General features: G+C 52.7%; 10 protein-coding genes and 8 pseudogenes. 4 read left to right on the top strand and 14 right to left on the bottom strand.

What is annotated here, in order from left to right:
• Positions 1-669 precede the first annotated feature (669 nt).
• From JCM12539_RS05220 to JCM12539_RS05175, 10 genes and pseudogenes are all read right to left on the bottom strand, one after another.
• Positions 670-2,391 carry a proline--tRNA ligase gene (locus JCM12539_RS05220; RefSeq protein WP_054649798.1) on the bottom strand — a complete coding sequence of 574 codons (1,722 nt, stop codon included), beginning with the start codon at positions 2,389-2,391 and terminating at the stop codon, positions 670-672.
• Positions 2,392-2,405: 14 nt separating this feature from the next.
• Positions 2,406-3,687 (bottom strand): annotated as a pseudogene (rseP, locus tag JCM12539_RS05215) (RIP metalloprotease RseP).
• A gap of 41 nt (positions 3,688-3,728) precedes the next feature.
• Positions 3,729-4,519: pseudogene (locus tag JCM12539_RS05210) on the bottom strand (phosphatidate cytidylyltransferase).
• Between the two features lie 20 nt (positions 4,520-4,539).
• Positions 4,540-5,221 (bottom strand): annotated as a pseudogene (gene uppS, locus JCM12539_RS05205) (undecaprenyl pyrophosphate synthase).
• Positions 5,222-5,507: 286 nt separating this feature from the next.
• Positions 5,508-6,065, bottom strand: a complete 558-nt coding sequence (gene frr, locus JCM12539_RS05200) for a ribosome recycling factor (RefSeq protein ID WP_054649796.1) — start codon at positions 6,063-6,065, stop codon at positions 5,508-5,510.
• A pseudogene (gene pyrH / locus JCM12539_RS05195) lies at positions 6,065-6,786 on the bottom strand (UMP kinase). The gene frr and the pseudogene pyrH overlap by 1 nt, the downstream one beginning before the upstream one ends.
• A gap of 192 nt (positions 6,787-6,978) precedes the next feature.
• Positions 6,979-7,860 (bottom strand): translation elongation factor Ts, encoded by an 882-nt coding sequence (gene tsf, locus JCM12539_RS05190; protein WP_054649794.1) that lies wholly within the window; start codon positions 7,858-7,860, stop codon positions 6,979-6,981.
• Between the two features lie 82 nt (positions 7,861-7,942).
• A pseudogene (rpsB, locus tag JCM12539_RS05185) lies at positions 7,943-8,702 on the bottom strand (30S ribosomal protein S2).
• Between the two features lie 681 nt (positions 8,703-9,383).
• Positions 9,384-9,680 (bottom strand): GIY-YIG nuclease family protein, encoded by a 297-nt coding sequence (locus tag JCM12539_RS05180; protein WP_054649790.1) that lies wholly within the window; start codon positions 9,678-9,680, stop codon positions 9,384-9,386.
• The gene (locus JCM12539_RS05175; RefSeq protein WP_054649788.1) at positions 9,677-10,414 is read right to left on the bottom strand and encodes a tRNA1(Val) (adenine(37)-N6)-methyltransferase; all 738 of its coding nucleotides are present in this window, start codon (positions 10,412-10,414) and stop codon (positions 9,677-9,679) included. Before JCM12539_RS05175 ends, JCM12539_RS05180 begins: the two co-directional genes overlap by 4 nt.
• A 103-nt stretch (positions 10,415-10,517) precedes the next feature.
• On the opposite strand from JCM12539_RS05175, the gene JCM12539_RS05170 reads away from it, so the two are divergent.
• The 3 genes and pseudogenes from JCM12539_RS05170 (at position 10,518) to JCM12539_RS05160 (ending at position 13,915) form a co-directional block, all read left to right on the top strand.
• The gene (locus JCM12539_RS05170) at positions 10,518-11,168 is read left to right on the top strand and encodes a lysophospholipid acyltransferase family protein (protein WP_054649786.1); all 651 of its coding nucleotides are present in this window, start codon (positions 10,518-10,520) and stop codon (positions 11,166-11,168) included.
• A gap of 185 nt (positions 11,169-11,353) precedes the next feature.
• Positions 11,354-12,753: pseudogene (locus tag JCM12539_RS05165) on the top strand (APC family permease).
• 547 nt (positions 12,754-13,300) lie between these two features.
• Positions 13,301-13,915, top strand: coding sequence for a TetR/AcrR family transcriptional regulator (locus JCM12539_RS05160; RefSeq protein WP_054649784.1), 615 nt, complete (start codon positions 13,301-13,303; stop codon positions 13,913-13,915).
• Between the two features lie 91 nt (positions 13,916-14,006).
• On the opposite strand, the pseudogene JCM12539_RS05155 reads toward JCM12539_RS05160, so the two are convergent.
• Positions 14,007-15,804 (bottom strand): annotated as a pseudogene (locus JCM12539_RS05155) (ABC transporter ATP-binding protein).
• A pseudogene (locus JCM12539_RS05150) lies at positions 15,797-17,554 on the bottom strand (ABC transporter ATP-binding protein). Before JCM12539_RS05150 ends, JCM12539_RS05155 begins: the two co-directional pseudogenes overlap by 8 nt.
• Before the next feature lie 236 nt (positions 17,555-17,790).
• Here JCM12539_RS05150 and JCM12539_RS05145 point away from each other — a divergent pair.
• A complete protein-coding gene (locus JCM12539_RS05145; protein WP_054649782.1) occupies positions 17,791-18,474 on the top strand; it encodes an NAD-dependent protein deacylase in 684 nt (227 codons plus the stop codon).
• A 214-nt stretch (positions 18,475-18,688) separates the two neighbouring features.
• Here JCM12539_RS05145 and JCM12539_RS05140 read toward each other — a convergent pair whose 3' ends face one another.
• Together JCM12539_RS05140 and rplS are read right to left on the bottom strand one after the other, a co-directional pair.
• A complete protein-coding gene (locus JCM12539_RS05140; RefSeq protein ID WP_054649780.1) occupies positions 18,689-18,916 on the bottom strand; it encodes a YneF family protein in 228 nt (75 codons plus the stop codon).
• 104 nt (positions 18,917-19,020) lie between these two features.
• Positions 19,021-19,368 carry a 50S ribosomal protein L19 gene (gene rplS, locus JCM12539_RS05135; RefSeq protein WP_054649778.1) on the bottom strand — a complete coding sequence of 116 codons (348 nt, stop codon included), beginning with the start codon at positions 19,366-19,368 and terminating at the stop codon, positions 19,021-19,023.
• Positions 19,369-19,585 lie beyond the last annotated feature (217 nt).

Here is a 19,585-nt window from a genome sequence, read left to right as displayed (position 1 = left end):
TTAAACTCCCTGGCTATCCTTCAAATGCTTTAGAAAGAGCACTCGGACAAGTCAGGGTACTAAGCTATCGAGATTATCTTGTTGGGCTAGGTCTTGGTTTGAGGCTCCATAATCTCCATCACTAGACACATTGGTATGAAAAAGATGGTTGACCAACTCGCTCATAAATCCATTCCCAAGCGGGTTCTAGCCGGTGGGGGTGCCGTGGGGTGAGGAGACGACTGGAACCCTAACGGTGAACATCTACAGTTGGTCGTACTGGCGTGGTGGCGGAGGTTGAGCGGCTGGTCCCCGTGACGGCTGCATGCCCGTAGTTCTGTCGGTTTACTTCCAGTTGACGCTTTAGCGTCTTACTAGGAGTTAACTCGCCGGTCTGGCAAGGCCAGCCCTAGAGCAGATCGACGTACAGAATCAAATTGGCTAGATCGAGCGGGTTTTGCTCGGGCCACGGCAATTCGCGGTAGCCCGGCACGGGCGTGAGCGTGAGGCACGTAGCCGGTCGCGGGGACCAGCCGTTCAACCGGAACCACCACACCAGTACGACCAGCCACCGCAGCGGTCCACCAAGTCGCAGTCCCCCACAGCACCCCCACTGGCGAGAACCACCACCCAAACAAATAGCGGAGCACCGATGCTGTGACCGGTACCCCGCTAGCTTATTTGTACACTCTAGTCGTTACTTTCGTCTTCACCCTTCAGCAAGATGGCAATCGAGTTCACGAGCTCTTCTTGTTTCACCTCAATGGCGTCCCCGTGCGCACGCAGCTTCACTTCGACGATTCCGTCATCAGCTTTCTTACCCACGGTCACCCGCACCGGCAAGCCAATCAGGTCCGCATCCGCAAACTTAACGCCCGGACGCTCCTTGCGGTCATCCATCAGCACACTGTAGCCTGCGTCCTCGAGTTGCTTGGTCACGTCCTCGGCCAACTGCACCTGAGCCGCCTGCTTCACGTTCATTGGCAGCACGTGTACATCGAATGGCGCAATGTTTTGCGGCCACACAATGCCCTGGTCGTCGGAATGCTGCTCCACGATGGCGGACAATAGGCGGGAAACCCCAATACCGTACGAACCCATGATGATTGGTTTATTACGACCGTTCTCGTCCAGGAAGTTGGCACCCATCGACTCGCTGTAACGCGTACCCAGCTTGAAGATGTGACCAATCTCAATACCGCGGGTAAACTGCAGTACTCCCTGGCCATCTGGCGACATTTCACCAGCAGTCACAAAGCGAATGTCGGCGACCTGTGTGGCTTCAAAGTCACGCCCGGGATTAACGTTCTGGTAGTGCTGGCCCGGCTGGTTAGCACCAGCAAAGGCGTTGACCATCTCGCTCACACTTTGATCCTGAATGACCCGCACCGTCTCATCGACGTTCAGGGGTCCGACGTTACCAGGTTCGGCGTGCATGTACTGTTCGACCTGTTCAGCTGTCGCCATCTCCAGGAAGTCGGCCCCCAACAGGTTCTTGAGCTTAACGTCGTTGATTTCATAGTTGCCCCGCACAATGGCCAAAACGGGTTCTTCGTCAGCAATGAACAACACGGCCTTGATAATCTGGTCAGCGTTTACGCCCAGCTTTGCCGCAACCTCGTCGACCGTCTTAGCGTCGCCGGTATCAACCAGACCCAGCTCGCTCTGTTCCTCATGACTAACAGTTGGTACCGTCATGGACGTGGCCATTTCAAGGTTAGCAGCGTAAGTGGAGCCGTCCGAGTACACAATCGTGTCCTCACCAATTGGGGCAATGGCGGAAAATTCCTTGGAATCCTGACCACCCATCGCACCACCATCACCGATGATAACGCGGTAGTTTAAGCCCAAAGCATTGAAGACGTTGATGTACGCCCGTTCCATGTCGTGGTAAACGGTGTCCAGGTCCTGCTCGTTACTCGTGAACGAGTAGGCATCCTGCATCACAAACTCACGGCCACGCAACAAGCCGTAACGTGGGCGGTCTTCATCGCGAAACTTAGTCTGAATTTGGTAGAGTACCAGTGGCATCCGCTTGTAACTGGTCAGCTGGTTCCGGACCATGGCGGTAAAGGTTTCTTCGTGGGTTGGTCCAAGAATCATCCCCCGTTCATGCCGGTCAGATAGTTGGTAGAGGTTAGGCCCGTAAGTTGACAAACGGCCCGATTCCTCCCACAGTTCGGATGGTAGCAGGTGCGGCTGGGTCATCTTGACCGCCTCAATCCGCTCCATTTCGTGGTCAATGATGGCCTCAATTTTGTCCAGAACGCGTTGTGCCAACGGCAGGTAGGCGTACACCCCGGCAGCCACCTGGTTGATATACCCCGCACGGAGCATCAACTGGTGTGACTTGGCCTCGGCGTTGGCCGGGACTTCTTTGGTAGTAGGAATAAACATCCGACTCTGTTTCATTAAGTGGTTCCTCCTCAAAATCTATGTAGGGACGCAAAGTTGCGCCCGCCTATGGTAACTAAAAAAATTCGTAATATATCGTTGATGGTAACGGCCACCATCAGCGCAATCAGTAGACCGGCAAACACTAAGGTGACCATGGCCTCATGCTCGCGCTTCACGCTTTGCCCCGGACAAGTTCAATTAGGTTAAACAGAATCTTACCCCCGTCCAGCATTGGAATCGGTAGTAGGTTCATGATACCTAGGTTGATGGAGAGCGACGCCATAAAGTAGAGGATTGTGTAGATGCCTCGTGCGATACCTGACTCGTCATGGTGTAGATGCCGACCGGACCAGCTAGTTTATTCAGTGAAAAGCCGCCAAAAACTAGTGATCGTAACGCCTTGAAAATCTGCTGGGTAATGGCCCACGGCTGGGTAAATCCGTACTTAACGGCGTTCACTACCCCAGTGTCCCGCGAACTATATACACCGAGCACACCCTTCTTAACGTGTACCCGCAACCGATTGGTCGTATCCCCGCGGCGAACGGTCACGGCGACGGTCTGGTCCTTGTCGCCCTTAATGGCCGTCGCGATATCGCTAAAACTGGCTACTTCGTGCTGACCAATCCGCACAATTTTATCGTTCGACTTCAGACCCGCAACGGCCGCGCCCGAGTTGCTTTCAACACCGCCAATGACGTTGCTATTCGACGGCGTCCCCCCAAAGGCCAATGCAAGCACAAAGAAAGTGACAACCGCTAACAGAAAGTTGTTCAGGGGGCCGGCAAAGTTGATGAGGATCCGTTGCCAAAGCGGTGCACTCTGGAACTGTACGTCCTCGGGTGCAATTTGGACTTCAACCCCGTCCTCTTCAATAATCGTGGCGTCGTGCGCAACCGTGAATGTCCGCGCGTCCTCTTCATCCCCGTTAACGTAACCGGAAATGGTCAGCGCGTTCACCAGGTCAACTTTGTCCACCACCAGCGGAATTCCCCCCGTTAGCGTCAGCCGGTCGCTAGTATTGATACGAACCACCTGGCCGTCGTCACCGATAGTAACCGTGACCTGCGTGCCCGGTTTGATGTCAGCCTCTTCATCCTGCCATCCAGCCATACGGACGTAACCACCGAGCGGTAGCAAACGTAGGGTGTACGTGGTGTGATTATGGTGGGTGCTTAGTAGTTTCGGCCCCATCCCCACAGAAAATTCACGCACTAACACGCCGGAGCGCTTCGCAAAGAAGAAGTGGCCGAACTCGTGCACGATTACGATGGTACCGAAAATAATAATGAACCAAATAATTGTCGCCAGCATGAAACCCCTCCTCGGGAATGGCCGACACCAGCTCTACGTTAAACGAAGCCGAGCCAGTGTAGCATTGGTAGGACAAACAGCATACTGTCAAAACGATCGAGAATACCGCCGTGCCCCGGCAAAATTTGCCCGAATCCTTGACGCCATAATAACGCTTGAGCGCCGACTCGACTAGGTCGCCCAACTGACCCCAGATGGATAGGAACAGCGCAATGAGAATCAATACTGGCAGGCTGTAGCCAAAATCGAAGAACTGGCCGTAAATAGCGGCGAAGATCATCGCGATAACCACGCCACCGATTGAACCCTCCCAGGTTTTGTTCGGGCTGATTGCTGGCCACAACTTGTGCTTACCAAATGCCCGACCAAAGATGTACGCACCGGAATCGGTCAACCACACAATCAACATCCCAAACATCAGCAGGGCTAAACTCCCCTGGTTACGGGCCATATCAAAGTAGTGGAAACCAGTCCCCACGTAGAGAATGCCCAGCATCGTAACGCTCACGTTATCGAAGTTGGTTTTATTCTTGCTGGTAACCGTTAGGAGCAGCAGCACCATCATGAAAATCCCCAGTAAATCAATCCGACTTAACCCCGTTTGGAGAATCCACTTGAGGTACTGGTCGGGTAACACTACTGCCAGTGTGCCGAGAGCGGCCACCAGGGCCTCCACCGAAACAATGATCTTCTTGCGCATGATGAATATTTCGCTAATACCTACCAGCGCCAGAACGGCGGCAGCAAGGTCTACCCACGGGCCACCAACAATCAGGATGGGAATAAAAATGATTAGAGCGACAACCGCCGTAATTACACGTTGCTTCATTGTATGAAAAGCTCCTTCTTCTACTTAACTTTACCAAATCGCCGGTTGCGGCTCTGAAAATCCCGAATGGCTGATTCAAGGTCAGCGGGGGCAAAGTCCGGCCACAACTGGTCAGTGAAGACCATTTCGGAATACGCCAGCTGCCAAAGGAGGAAGTTGGAAATCCGTTCCTCACCACTGGTACGAATCAGCAAGTCGGGATCCGCCAGCTCACCTAATGGAGCCGTCATGAGCTGCCCACTGATGGTGTCCATGTCAATAGCGGATGGGTCTAGTTCACCCGCTGCAGCAGCAGTAGCAATGGCGCGCGTTGCTTGCACCAACTCGTCCCGACCACCATAGTTCAACGCAAAGTTGAGCACCATGCCGGTATTATCCGCCGTATCTTTAACCGCGTTGAGCGTGGCCGTCCTGGTGGATTCAGGCAGCTGATCGACGTTTCCCATCACCATGACACGGACGTTTTGCTCAATCAGCTCAGGAACAAATTTATTGAAAAAAAAGTGACCGGCAGACTCATGAGGTAAGACACCTCTTTTTGCGGACGGCCCCAGTTTTCGGTTGAAAAAGCATACAGCGTCAGCACCTTTACGCCCAAATCACTCGCGGCGCGCGTAATGGTCCGCACGTTTTCCATACCCTGCTTGTGACCGGCTATGCGTGGCAAGTGCGCTTTTGTGCCCAGCGCCCGTTACCATCCATAATAATGGCGACATGCCGCGGGATCCGGTCCGGATCCAGTGCGGTCACCGCCGCGTCTTTGGCTTTAAACAAAAGAACGCCTCCAATTTATTTTTCAGGTTTAATTCTAGCAAAGTCGCCGGCGAACACCAACCTTAAACCGCGCCGCGTCACAATCATTACTAAAAACACGATGACCCTAAAGGCACCAATGGCACTTTAGTCATCTAGATGGTTATTCCTGACGCGAAATCCACGATAACCACCGGCTAATTCACGTTCGCATTGCCCGTCAAGTCGGCGGCAATTAACCCTCGGTGATTTCCTTTTCCTTAGCGGCAGCCATGTCGTCGGCAGCCTTAGTGGCGTCATCCGTCACCTTCTGAACGTCCTTTTCAAAACGGCGGAGTTCATCTTCACTAATTTCACCGTCTTTTTCCTGCTTCTTCAGGTGGTCCATGGCCTCACGACGCACGTTACGAATGGCAACTTTGCCCTGTTCAGCATGCTTGCCGACCTCTTTGGCCAGTTCCTGACGGGTTTCCGTCGTTAATTGCGGAATCACTAACCGAATCACGGAACCATCGTTTTGTGGGTTAATCCCCAAATCGGACTTCAGCAGGGCCGTCTCGATGTCCTTCAAACTGGACTCATCGTACGGGCTCACCTGCAGTACCCGGGGTTCAGGAATCGTGATGGCGGACATCTGGTTCAGCGGTGTTGGCGCCCCGTAATAGTCCACATTGATGCCAGTCAACAGGCTAGCATTCGCGCGGCCGGCCCGAATTGAGCCCAAGTCGCGTTCCAAAGCCTTCAGGGATTTATCCATCCGGTCCTTGGCATCATTAATCGCTGCGTTAGCCATTATTCTTCTCCTCCTTCAATCGTGGTCCCGACATCTTCGCCTTTGACCACGCGCTCAATGTTACCTGGTTCATTCATATTAAACACAACCAACGGGATGTCATTATCCATGGATAGCGAGCTGGCCGTCGTGTCCATCACGTTCAACCCCTTCGCAATAATGTCCATGTGCGTGAGGTGGTCGAACTTAACGGCGCTGTCGTCCTTGGCCGGGTCAGCGGAGTAGACACCGTCCACACCGTTCTTCCCCATCAGGATAACGTCAGCATTAATCTCTGCCGCCCGCAAAGCCGCGGTAGTATCCGTGCTGAAGTACGGGTTACCGGTACCAGCAGAGAAAATCACTACGCGGCCCTTTTCCAGATGACGCACGGCCTTCCGGCGAATGTAAGGTTCAGCAATCTGCCGCATTTCAATGGAGGTTTGTACGCGTGTTGGTACGTCAATCTGTTCAAGTGCATCTTGCAAAGCCAGGCCGTTCATGACCGTGCCGAGCATGCCGATGTAATCAGCCTGTGCCCGCTCAATGCCCATCGCGGCACCAGCTTCACCGCGCCACATGTTACCACCACCACAAACGATGCTACCTGAACGCCTAAATCGTGAACCGCTTTGATTTCCTTGGCAATTTTGCCAATGACTGGTGGCTGAATACCGAAGCCAGCATCCCCGGCCAAGGCCTCACCACTAATTTTCAACACAATACGCTTGTACTTAACCATGAATATTACTCCTCTATGTTTGCTACCCACTAGTTTACCATAGTCGCGGCGGTCCGTCCTAGTGATTCCCACTCCCAAAACCGGCTTTTGCCGGTTCATCTATCCGTGCAAAGTTGGCGTCGGCCTTGGCCTGCTCGCGGGCAAACGCCACACAAAAAGCCGCAGCAGATGCCGCGGCCTTGCCGACTATTGCTAGTCCTTGATCTGACCCATAACTTCTTCGGCGAAGTCATTGGCCTTCTTTTCGATACCTTCACCAACTTCGTAGCGGGTAAAGGCTTCGACAGTACCACCCTTGGAGGCAACAAACTTGCCCACGGTCTGATCGGAATCCTTCACGAATTCCTGGTCAACCAATGAGATTTCGGACAACCACTTGTTGACACGACCCTCAACGATCCGTGGAACGATCTTTTCTGGCTTGCCTTCGTTCTTGGTCTCTTCAGTGAAGACGTCAGTTTCGTGCTGCAATTCGTCAGCAGGAACGTCATCGCGAGTCAGGTACTTAGGGTTAATGGCAGCTACGTGCATCGCAACGTCGCGCGCAGTATCTGCATCAGCACCCTTCAAAGTTACAACAACAGCAATCTGGGCACCGTTGTGCAAGTATGAACCGAACTCTTCGTCGTCACCCTTCTTGATGATGTTGAAACGACGAAGCTTGATGTTTTCACCAATCACGGCCGTCAATGACTTAGCAGCCATGTCAATGGTGTCACCACTAGCCATCTTCAGGTTCAAAGCAGCATCCATGTCGGCAGGTTCGTTGTCAGCAATCACCTGAGCAACTTCCTTTACGTAGTCAGTAAACTTTTCGTTGGAAGCAACGTAGTCAGTTTCAGAGTTAACTTCGATAATTGCGGCCGTGTTGCCCTTAACGGCAACGGCAGCCAAACCTTCAGCGGCGGTGTTGCCACTCTTCTTAGCAGCCTTAACCAGACCACGTTCACGTAAAACGTCAACGGCCTTGTCCATGTCACCATCGGCCTCAACCAACGCCTTCTTGGCGTCCATCATACCGGCCTGAGTCTTGTCACGCAATTCCTTCACTTGTGCTGCAGTAATCTTAGCCATAGCTGGCAATCCTCCTTAATTTGAAAAAAAGCTGCCCGGAGCACCAGGCCCAGACAGCTTATTTAATTACAATGGTTAAATATTAGTCCTGAGCTTCGGCAGTGTCAGTTGCTTCGGCTTCAGTGGCTGCGTCTGCGGATGCATCGTCAGCGCCCTGTTCTTCACCCTGCTTACCTTCGATAATGGCATCAGCATCGTGGAAGTAATCAGGCGAACGGCACGGATTGCATCATCGTTAGACGGGATGATAACGTCGATGTCATCTGGGTCAGTGTTCGTGTCAACCATGGCAACGATTGGGATGTTCAGCTTGTGGGCTTCGGCAACCGCAATCTTTTCCTTGCGTGGGTCAACGATGAACATTACGTCTGGGATGCGAGGCATGTCTTCGATACCGCCAAGGAACTTCTCAAGCTTAGCCTGCTGCTTCTTCAACAGGGCAACTTCCTTCTTTGGCAGACGGTCGAAAGTACCATCCTCAGCCATCTTCTTGATGCTCTTCAGACGACGGATACGGGTCTGAATCGTAGTCCAGTTGGTCAAAGTACCACCAAGCCAACGGTGGTTAACGAAGAACTGGCCGGCACGAGCTGCTTCTTCAGCGATGGAATCCTGAGCCTGCTTCTTAGTACCAACAAACAAGAAAACACCGTTGTCTGCGGCAACATCCTTAACGAAGTTGTAGGCGTCATCAATCATCTTGACCGTCTTCTGCAGGTCGATGATGTAGATACCGTTACGTTCCGTAAAGATGAATGGCTTCATCTTAGGTTCCAACGACGGGTCTGGTGACCAAAGTGGACACCAGCTTCAAGCAACTGCTTCATGCTTAATACTGACATGATAAATCCTCCATAATGTGGTTTGACTTCTTGAAGCCATCAACTCACAGGAAGACGCTCGCGCGCACCGATCCTGCAATCCGGCTCCAATGTAAGCTTGTGTTTTGCACACGCATGATAGTATACCCGATAATACTGGTCGACGCAACCAAAACGCACAATTAGTATGCTAGGACGGGTGTGAACGCGCGGGTGACCTTTGGGACTGCGGCTTACGTGGGGTGCTCCATGGTAACCACTGCTAGGGCGAAGCTCCAACCCGCCAAGTCCGGGCGGGTTTCCGCCGCGATTTCAAGCCTGCCCGGAAAACCACCGGTCAGTCTCGAAATTCGTCGCGTTCTAATGGCTAAAGCCATAAGAACATTACACCCTGGCGGTGGTTACCATTCCGACCCCACACGCCTCCGCCCACCGGCCCGACCGACGCGGCCTCCCGATATTGTGTCAATTATGTCTCCGAGCGCAGCACCTCCGTTACCAAGGTCCACCCACGGTTCCCGATAGATTGATGACGGCATACGTTACCATTGAAAAAGTACAATGGTCTTTACACGACAAATGCGAGCTCGTGAAAATTACGTCGAATAGAATGTTAAATCTTTCCGTGAGTTGAAGATCATTGGTAAACCCTAGATAGTTGTTTTCGCTGCTCTAGTACGCCCAGCCACTAGCAACGAATAATCAATGCTGCTGTATCACTGCCCCGCGCCGCCAATGCGCACCGTGCGCCCGTAAAAACCGTTCTTTGTCCGCTCGGGGCTGGTGCTTAAAGTGCCACTCCGCGGATAGAGCGTCATGTTGGCTAGCAAATCCCTCGCTGTACACGAGTTCAACGGGTAAACGCCGCTTGGTGTACTTTGCACCTTTGCCCGCGTTGTGGGTCGCCACCCGGGCAGCCACGTCCGTCGAGTAACCACCATAAAAAGTGTTATCTGCACACTGCACCACGTAAAAAAAAGTATTTGGCTGGTTCCTCAGTCATTGAAAATCGCCGCCATTTCGGGAGTGTATTGACCGTCTTCACCGTAGACCACGAACGGTGGCATAATCCGTACACCATCCGGGCGACCGGTGCGAATTGCTTCAATCAACACCATATTGGCTTCCTTACCGGCTTTGGGGTGCACAAAGCGAATCCGCTTCGGCGCGAGGTCCGCGTCCGCTAACGTCGATAGCAATTCCACCAGGCGGTCGGGCCGGTGGACAAAGAAGGCCTTACCACCAGTTTTCAACAAACCGGCCGTAATGCGAGCAACAGTCGCAAAATCAGTGGTCAGTTCGTGACGTGCCAACGCCAGCGCCGTATTGGGGTTCTGAACACTCCCGGGCTGAACCTTGAAGTACGGCGGATTACACATCACCACGTCGACTGAGTCCTTTGCCACGTGGTCCCAAGTCTTTGCCAGGTCCCCTTCAACTACACGGACGCGGTCGTCAAAGTGGTTGAGCGCCACGCTGCGCCGGGCCATGGCCGCCAACTGCGGTTGCAACTCCACCATCGTCACGTGTACCCCAGGGACCCGTCCCGCGACAAACAATCCCACTGCGCCATTACCCGCCGCGAGGTCCACCACTTGATCCTGGCGCCGCACGCGTGCAAAATCGGCCAACAACACTGCGTCTAACGAGAATGCAAAGACGTCAGGACTCTGAATAATCTTGGTCCCATCCCGGCGTAACTCATCAATCCGTTCATTTGCTGCTAAATCCATCGTTTACTCCTGTCACCCATGCCTACAGACTCAATCATCAATGATATAATAATTCTTAACAAGGCCTTTGCGCCTGAATTGACGTAGAAATGAGGCGTTTCCCGTGTTTTATTCCATCGCCCGCGGCATCGTCCGCGCACTGATATGGCTCCTTAATGGTAATACCCATTATGAAAATAAAGACGCGTTACCCGATGGGGCGTACGTGTTAGTTGGCCCACACCGCACTTGGTGGGACCCCATCCTCTTTGCCCTCGCCGGCGCACCGCGTAAGTTTATGTTTATGGCTAAGGAAGAATTATTTCATAATCCGATTTTACGCTGGATTCTAGTCCATGCCAATGGGTTCCCTGTGAATCGCGCCCATCCTGGCCCGAGCGCCATCAAGACACCCGTGAAGAAACTCCGCCAGGGCAATTTGTCCCTAATTATGTTCCCGAGCGGTTCACGATACTCCAACGAGCTGAAGGGTGGTGCGGTCCTCATTGCAAAGATGGCCCGGGTGCCGTTAGTGCCGGCCGTTTACCAAGGACCCGTTCGCTTTAGGGACTTATTGCTGCGTAAACGAATTACCATCCGCTTTGGCGCCCCCATTGAGATTCCGGCCGGCAAATTGACCGACGAAACCCAGAAAGCACTAGGCGAGCAGATGCAGGACGCTTTTGACCAACTCGACGTCGAAATTAATCCTAACTTCAAGTACGTTGCGAACGATAAAAAGTACGAAGAAGAAAAAGAACACGGTCAGGTTTAAAATACCAATATTGGGAGTCACCATCGCTAGCTTTGTTGATGGTGACTTTTTTGGCTTTTCTTATATGGCGGTACGTTTATCCCACATTGAACGGTCAGCTTTCCTACCCCGTGCTATAATTAAACGCGATTGTCGTCGCTTAATTACGACACCACGATACTTATTCATTAGCTTGGAGGCCCACAATGTCTTTCTGGTCCAAAATTTTTCGCAAGCAGGACGTACAAACGGCCGTGCTGGCGGATCACCAACTTGCTCTCACCATGACCACCCGTGACCTCATCGCGCTGGGAATTGGCGCGGTCATCGGTACGGGTATTTTCATCCTGCCCGGCACCGTGGCCGCCACTACGGCCGGTCCGGGGATCGCCATTTCCTTCATCTTGGCGGCGGTGGTTTGTAGCTTGGCCGCGATGTGTTACGCCGAGTTCTCGTCCGCCCTACCCGTTGCGGGTTCGGCGTACGCGTACGGCAACATCGTTTTTGGCCAAATCATTGGCTGGATCATTGGTTGGGCACTGATCCTGGAATACATGTTAGCCGTAGCGTCGGTCTCCACCGGCTTTGCGGGCTACTTCAGCAGCCTCCTATCAGGCTTTGGTGTGCACCTGCCGCGCGCAATCAGCGGCTCCTTTGATCCCGGCCACGGCACCTACATCAACCTGGTTGCCGTACTGGTCGTGCTGCTGGTCGGCGCGATGCTCAGTCGCGGAATGCGCACATCCATGGTGGTCTCGCGGACCATGGTACTCATCAAAATAGCCATCATTATTCTGTTTGTCGGTGTGGGTGTTTTCTTCATTAAACCCATTAACTGGCACCCGTACATGCCATTTGGGTTCAAAGGGATCCTGGGTGGGGCATCAACCGTCTTCTTTGCTTACCTCGGTTTTGACGCCGTATCAGCCAGTGCGCCGGAGGTTAAAAAGCCGCAGCGAACACTACCACGCGGAATCATTGGCACGCTCATTATTGCCACCATCCTCTACGTCGCCGTAGCGGTTGTCCTCACCGGGATGGTGAAGTACACCCGCCTGGACGTGGCCAACCCCGTTTCCTTTGCCCTACAGGTGGTTCACCAACCACAACTCGCGGGTATCATTGCGATTGGGCCATGGCCGGGATGTTTACCATGATGCTCACGATGGTCTACAGCTCCAGCCGCCTGGTCTACGCTATCGGGCGTGACGGGCTGTTGCCAAAGTGGTTCGGTCACGTGCGGCACCAGTTGCCAAATAATTCTCTCTGGGTGGTCACCATCATTGTCGCCGTCATGGGCGGCTTGATTCCCCTCAATCAGCTAGTTAACCTGGTTAACATTGGTACGCTCATTGCCTTTGCCTTTGTCTCCATCGGCATTATTCCGCTTCGTCGGCATGAAGACATTAACAATTCAGGTTTCCGGGTTCCCGGCTACCCCGTGGTCCCGATCCTGTCGTTCATCTTCTGCCTCGTGTTTATGAGTCAGTTGAGCAAAGAAACGTGGTTAATGAGCGGCGTGTGGTTTGCTGTTGGGCTCATCATCTACTTCACTTACGGTTATCGTCACGGCCATTCAACGGCCAAGCAGCCAAAGCAATCTTAGGAGAGAGCGCAGCAGGCCGTTTAGAAAGCAGAGAGCGCAGCCCCGCGGTTAGAAACCAGAGTATAAGTAAGACCGGGCGAGAATCCCGCACTTGGATTCTTGTTCGGTCTTGCTTATACGTCGGTTTCTGGCCTGCGGAGCTCGTTTAGAAACCAGAGAGCGCAGCAGGCCGTTTAGAAAGCAAAGTATAAGCATACCCGGGCGAGAATCCCGCACTTGGATTCTTGTTCGGGTATGTTTATACGTCGGTTTCTGGCCTGCGGAGCTCGTTTTAATAAGCACGAATAACGCGGGAACGCCGAATCATTCACAAAAATTTATTTTAAAGTGCGATTAGCCTTTATGTAATGGTACCTGCCCGTCGCGTTCTTGTGCATGCAGTATCATTTTCCACGACAAAGGTTGGAGGGGCTGGCATTCAAGTCGACCTTTTGCTTGCGTGACCACCAGCGCGTTCTCCCCCCAAAAACCCCACAATTATGATCCTTGTTGTTTAAGCCACAAAAGGAGTAAGATTGAGGTACAACATTTTTGGGGGTGCCGCAACATGAAAAACGCAAACGACCGGCGAGTAATCCGAACCCAGCACGCCATTAAGCAGGCCTTCGAAGAGATGGTGCTGGCCGACCACGACGGGCACGGAATCACCGTCTCGCAACTTGCCGCACACGCCGGCATTAACCGTAAAACTTTCTACCTGCACTACGACTCAATTGTGGACCTCGCTGACTCTTACGTTGACGACATCGCCCAGGACCTCATCGCCCGGCTTGGCGCCCACACCATGGAGGAATACCAAAACAACTGGGAACTCTTCATGCACGTCTTTGACGAGTTCTTTACCAGCAACCGTGAATTCTACACTTACGTGATGACGAGCGGTGAGTATAGTTTCCTCGCACGCCGCGTGCAGTTGGAATTAACGCAATTCCTTCAGGCCGAGTTAGTCAGCCAGGTGCACCAGGAAGATGGTGCCGCCACCATTATTGCCAACTTTATCGTGACCAACATGATGATGATGGTTCGCCTCCACGCGGCCGGAACCACCGGGATGGATGTCACCCAGATTCGCGACCAGTTAATGAAGCTGACGGTTGGCGGACTCGCTGGGATGGGGCTGGTCAAAGACGATTCTCCATCCACGTCGCTAGCAACCAATTAACTCATCAGCCATCAAATTGGATACTAAAGGGGCTTGGCCCTCAGCACTAGTAACGGTGCTGAGGGCCAAGGCCCCTTTGATTTATCCGCGTTTAGTCCAACTCGTCATGGCCCGTCTGCAGTTCATACATATCGTAGTATCGGCTTCTGCGCCAATAGCTCATCGTGCGTGCCCCGCTCGACGATGCGGCCCGCATCCAATACCAGAATGAGGTTAGCATCCTTAATCGTCGAAAGCCGGTGCGCAATGGCAATGGTCGTCCGCCCCTGACGAAGCCGCCGTAAACCTTCCTGAATGAGGTTCTCAGTCTCCGTGTCGATGTTGGCCGTAGCCTCGTCCAGCACTAGGACTTTGGGATCAGTGACGACGGTGCGGGCAAAGGAGATCAGTTGCCGCTGTCCTGAGCTAAATTGGCTACCACCCTCGATGACCTTCGCCTGGTAGTCGCCGGGCAGCTGTTCAATGAACCGGTCCGCCTGGACGAATTTGGCTGCCGCCATAACCTGTTCATCAGTAATACTGTCATTGTACAGACGAATATTGCTACTAATATCGCCGTAGAACATGAACGAGTCCTGCAAGACCAGGCCAATTTTGCGACGCAGTTCCTCAGCGGGATAATCGCGAATATCCACGTCATCAATCAGCACCTGACCCTCGCCAAATTTATAAAACCGCATCATGACGTTGATAATCGAGCTTTTGCCACTCCCGGTATGCCCAACCAGCGCAACGGTTTCGCCCGGATTCGCGACAAAGCTAATGTCGTGGAGAATCTCGTGCTCACCGTCGTAGGCAAAGCTGACGTGGCGGAATTCAATTTTTCCCTGCTGCATGACTGCGTGCGCTCCAGGATTTTGTGCCGGCGCGTACTCCTCACTATCGAGGATCCGGAAAATACGGCTGCCAGCCACGACCCCGTCTTGCAAGAACGTCAGGTTGTCCATCATGTTGGTCATGGGGTTGAAGAAGTTTTGTACGTACGTGGTGAACGCGTAGACCATCCCCGCCGCCACGAAGCTGTGTAATGACGTGACCCCAAAGGCGGCCAGCACGACCACCAGAGCCAGACTGTACAGAAAGCTAATCATTGAGCCCAGAAAGATGCTGTTGGTGCGAATCATCATCCGCCGGGAGCGGAGGTAATCGTCGTTGATTTCCTCAAACTCGTCACTAATCCGATGCTCCTGACGAAATTGCTGGATAATCTGGATACCCTCGATGGATTCGTTCAGCTTGGTGTTCAGCTCTGACAGCCGTTCACGCATGTGCCGGTAAACTTTACTTGCAAAGTGGTTGTAGTACCAAACCACGAACATAAGGATGGGTAGAAACAGCAGCACCAACCCCGCGACTTTGGGCGCCATAATCAGCATCGTCACGAAGGACGTCACGATACTGGTCAGTCCCACCAAGATGGTAAGCCAAACGTTCGCAAAGTCGGCGAAGGTCATCGTGTCGTTCGTGACCCGCGAAACGATTGAGCCGGCCGGCGTTTGATCAAAATAGCGCATCCCCAATTTGTGCAACTTGGCAAACAATTGACGACGTGCATCCTCCAACCCGCGCTCACTGCCCATCTGGAAGAGGAACGACTGGAAAAATTGGGTAAACGCCTTGATAATTGTCCCCATCGCGTACAAGCTAGCAACACCCAAAATGACTGCGGTTGTCGCCGACAGGTTCCGCAAATAACGGTCCATGTATTCCTGCAGAATGAATGGTAACGCAATGTTCATGGCGGACATGCCAATGACTCCGACAATGGCCCAACCAAACTGGCGCTTATACGGCTTTGCGTACGTAAAAAGTCGCCGAATAATTTTGAGCTGTTCGCGCGCAGGAATGCTTTGTGCCCACGCAGATTGATACTGATTCTTATCAGCCATGACTGTCACCGCCTTCCACCCGACTTGCCAGCTGCTGCAGTGCCCACATTTCGGCGTACCACCCGTGGCCCGCCAAAAGTTGGTCATGAGTACCCCGCTCGATGATTCGACCACCATCCACAACGATTATTTGGTCCGCGTGCATCACGGAACTGAGTCGGTGTGCAGCTATAATGGTGGTTTTGTTGGCGCGATCGGTCTGCATGTGCTCCAGAATTTCTTCCTCGGTACGGGCATCAACCGCTGACAAGGCATCATCCAGTATTAGCAGCTCAGGGCCGCCAATAACCGCACGTGCGATGGCTAACCGTTGCTTTTGTCCACCAGACAGGCTCACCCCGTGCTCACCAACCACGGTATGGTAACCCTCAGGAAAACCTAAAATATCGTCGTGTACAGCACTAGTACGGGCCGCGGCCTCAACTGCCGCCGCATTTTCGTTGTACGCGCTAAAGCGAATATTATTTCCCACCGTGGTTGAAAATAGAAAGTTATCTTGTGGTACGTAACCGATGGCATCCAGCAGGGCATCCAGCGAATATTTACGAATGTCGTGACCACCAAACTCAATCACACCATCATAGTTGTCAAACTCGCGCATCAGCAGCTTAAAGATGGTACTTTTGCCCGCACCCACGCGGCCAACAATGCCCAAAGTTTGCCCTGCGTGGAGGGTAAAGTGTACGTCCACGAGTGCGGCGTGGTCATCACCAGGATACGTAAACTGGTTAATCGCGTAACGAATATCCCGGTCGCCGGCGTCTTAATCGCTTCCGGTGCTTCAACCACGGCGCTTTTTTTTCGGCCAGTAGTTTTTCCACCCGGTCATAGCTGGCATTCCCACGTTCCAGGATGTTAAACAGCCGGCCAATCGCAAACATGGGCCACACTAGGGCGGCCACGTACGCCACAAAGGAAACCAGCTGACCAATTGTAATCTGATGTTGCATGACCAGATAGCCACCAAAAACAATGGTGATGAGGTACGTAATCCCCATAATCAAAGTAGTAGTCGGATCGAACAGCGAGTCAATCATGTTCACACGCCGGTTAATCTTAATGGTCCGGTCAACAATCTGGTCAAAATCGGCCGTATCCTCTTTTTCCTGCCCAAACGTTTTAATGACCTTAATACCAGTCACCGACTCCTGCGTCTTATCGTTCAGGCGTGAAAAGGCGGCCTGGGATTCAATAAAGGAATCGTGCAACCGCGTCCCCAATTTGCGGGCCATGACGGCTAAGAGTGGCATGGGTAAAATGGCCACCAACGTCAACCGCCAGTCGACCACCAGGACCATAGCAATGAGCGTAGTACCCCCAGTAAGGATGGAATCAAAGAGGGTCAGGATACCGCCGCCCGCCACGTTCTGAATGGCGTTGAGGTCGTTGGTAGCGTGCGCCATCAAGTCCCCCGTACGGTGCCGCTGATAGAACGTGGTATCCATCCGCATGAAGTGCCAGAAGAGTCGCGTCCGTAACGTGCGTTCCAAAGTTGCGGCACCACCCAGATGTGGATACGCCAACCATACCGGAACAAAAACTGGAGAATTGCCGCAACCAGTAGTAGTCCAAGCCATAAAATGAGCTTACGGGCCGTCATGGCGTGATCATTCATTGCATCAACCATGCTCCCAATAACCTTTGGTGGTACCAAGTTCATCAATGAGGTCATGAACAGCGCCAGAATGCCCACGGCGTAATTGCGCCGCTGTTCGCGGAAAAACCACGCTAACCGCTTAAAGATACCCAACTGTATCAACCCCCTCCGTTTATTAAACGTCAATTATGCAAGTGTAAAACTGGTTAAAAATAAATTCAAGACTTAAAGCAAAATTAAATTGTCATGAGTGTTTGTTTAGGCGGAATAACGAGTATGGTAATCGCCAAAATAAGTGGGTACCGTCGGGAGAAGCTGGTACGGCATTATTCACGGCGGTAGTATACTGTGGTTAGTCACAACCACAAATCCAAGAGGAGGTAATTATGATGTTTGACCTACAAAGTGCCCTTAATCAGTCCGAATTCGTTTGCTTTTTAACGGGAGCCGGCGTGTCGACGGCGTCTGGTATTCCCGGCTTTCGTTCCGCAACCGGCGTCTACAGCGATCATCCCGAGTACTCGTTATCCGTAGATAATCTGCGGGCACACCCCGCCGCGTTCCACGATTTTATGGTCAACAACATGTATTACCCTGATGCTCGCCCGAACGTAATCCATCAACGCATGGCCACCATCGCTAATCGTAAAGGCACGGTGGTGACCCAAAATATCGACGGACTTGATCGCCAGGCGGGCACCAACCACCTCGTAGAATTTCACGGCAACGAATATGACCTGTACTGCGAGCAGTGTGGTCAACAATTCACTTTGCCCGAATACAAACAAAGCTACACCCACCAAAACGACGGCGGGAATATCCGTCCACGGATTGTGCTATATGGTGAACCCATCCCTACCACCACCGTACAGGCTGCGATAACGGCCGTCACCAGAGCTGATTTGCTCGTTGTAGTGGGGACCAGCTTGGTCGTGTACCCCTTTGCCGGCTTACTCAAGTATGCCTCACATACTGCTAGTATCGTTGCTGTCAACAAAACACCACTCCCGCTACCTGCGGGCGCACACATGGTGACGGGTGACGCCACGGCGGTATTCGCCCAGTTACATTAGTCTAGGCCAATATGTACGTTTCGGCAGCGTTAGCGGGTTGTACGGGCCATAAAGCGACGGATAAGCGTACCCGAGCAAGAATCCAAGTACGGAATTCTCGTCCGGGTACGCTTATCCGTCGCTTTCTAAACGGCTTGTTCCGCCCTCTAAAAAAAACGCCCCGCCTCCCCTATTCGGGACTGGCGGAGCGTTTTGCGATCGTGATGATATCAGGCTACTTGTTGTTACGCTTCTGTGCCTGCTTCATCTGGCTCATCATCTGATTGAGCTTCTTAGCGGATGGCTTCTGCCCCATCTGCATCATCATCGTACGCATCATTTCTTCGTTAATTGGCGGGTTGTCCTGGAAGTACTTCTTCATGTACGCACGCGCACCGAAGAAACCACCAATTAAACCAATAATTGCACCAATTACGATCCCTAAGATCAACATACCAATCATGCCGGTAAATCCTCCCCAAAGTCGTTGAATACCTTAACTGTAACACAGTCAGGCCGCCACACGTCCAAAAAAAAGGCGACCGGAACGGTCGCCTCGAAACAGCTTTAACGACGCTTTTCGCGAATACGAGCTGCCTTCCCACGCAGTGCACGCAGGTAGTAAAGCTTGGCGCGACGAACGGCACCGTGACGAACAACCTCAATCTTCTCAACACGTGGTGAGTGGACTGGGAAAGTACGTTCAACACCGACACCGTTGGAAATCTTACGTACAGTGTAAGTAGCGGAGATGCCAACGCCGTGGCGCTTAATTACGACACCTTCAAACAGTTGCACACGTTCGCGGTCGCCTTCGACGATGCGGGCGTGCACACGCAGAGTGTCACCAGGGCGGAAGTCAGGAACATCATCGCGCAACTGGGACTTGGTAATATCATTAATCAATTGATTCATAGATCTTTCTCCTTTGCCGACATTCAATAACCACCCTCTGTGACCAGCGGAATATCGTTGCTAGTGGTTTACCACAATTAGTAAGTTTACCATCCGGCCCCATACCTGTAAAGGGGTAGGCCTTGGCAAATTTACGGAATAGTTTGTCGAAGCTCGTCCCAATGTAGAGATCGGCAGCGTCGGTCGGACCGGTGAGCTACGGCTTTCGTGGGGCACT

This window comes from Lacticaseibacillus pantheris DSM 15945 = JCM 12539 = NBRC 106106 (assembly GCF_001311175.1).
GTDB lineage: Bacteria > Bacillota > Bacilli > Lactobacillales > Lactobacillaceae > Lacticaseibacillus > Lacticaseibacillus pantheris.
Note: the sequence above shows the minus strand (reverse complement) of the source record. Positions and strands in the feature narration are given on the sequence as shown.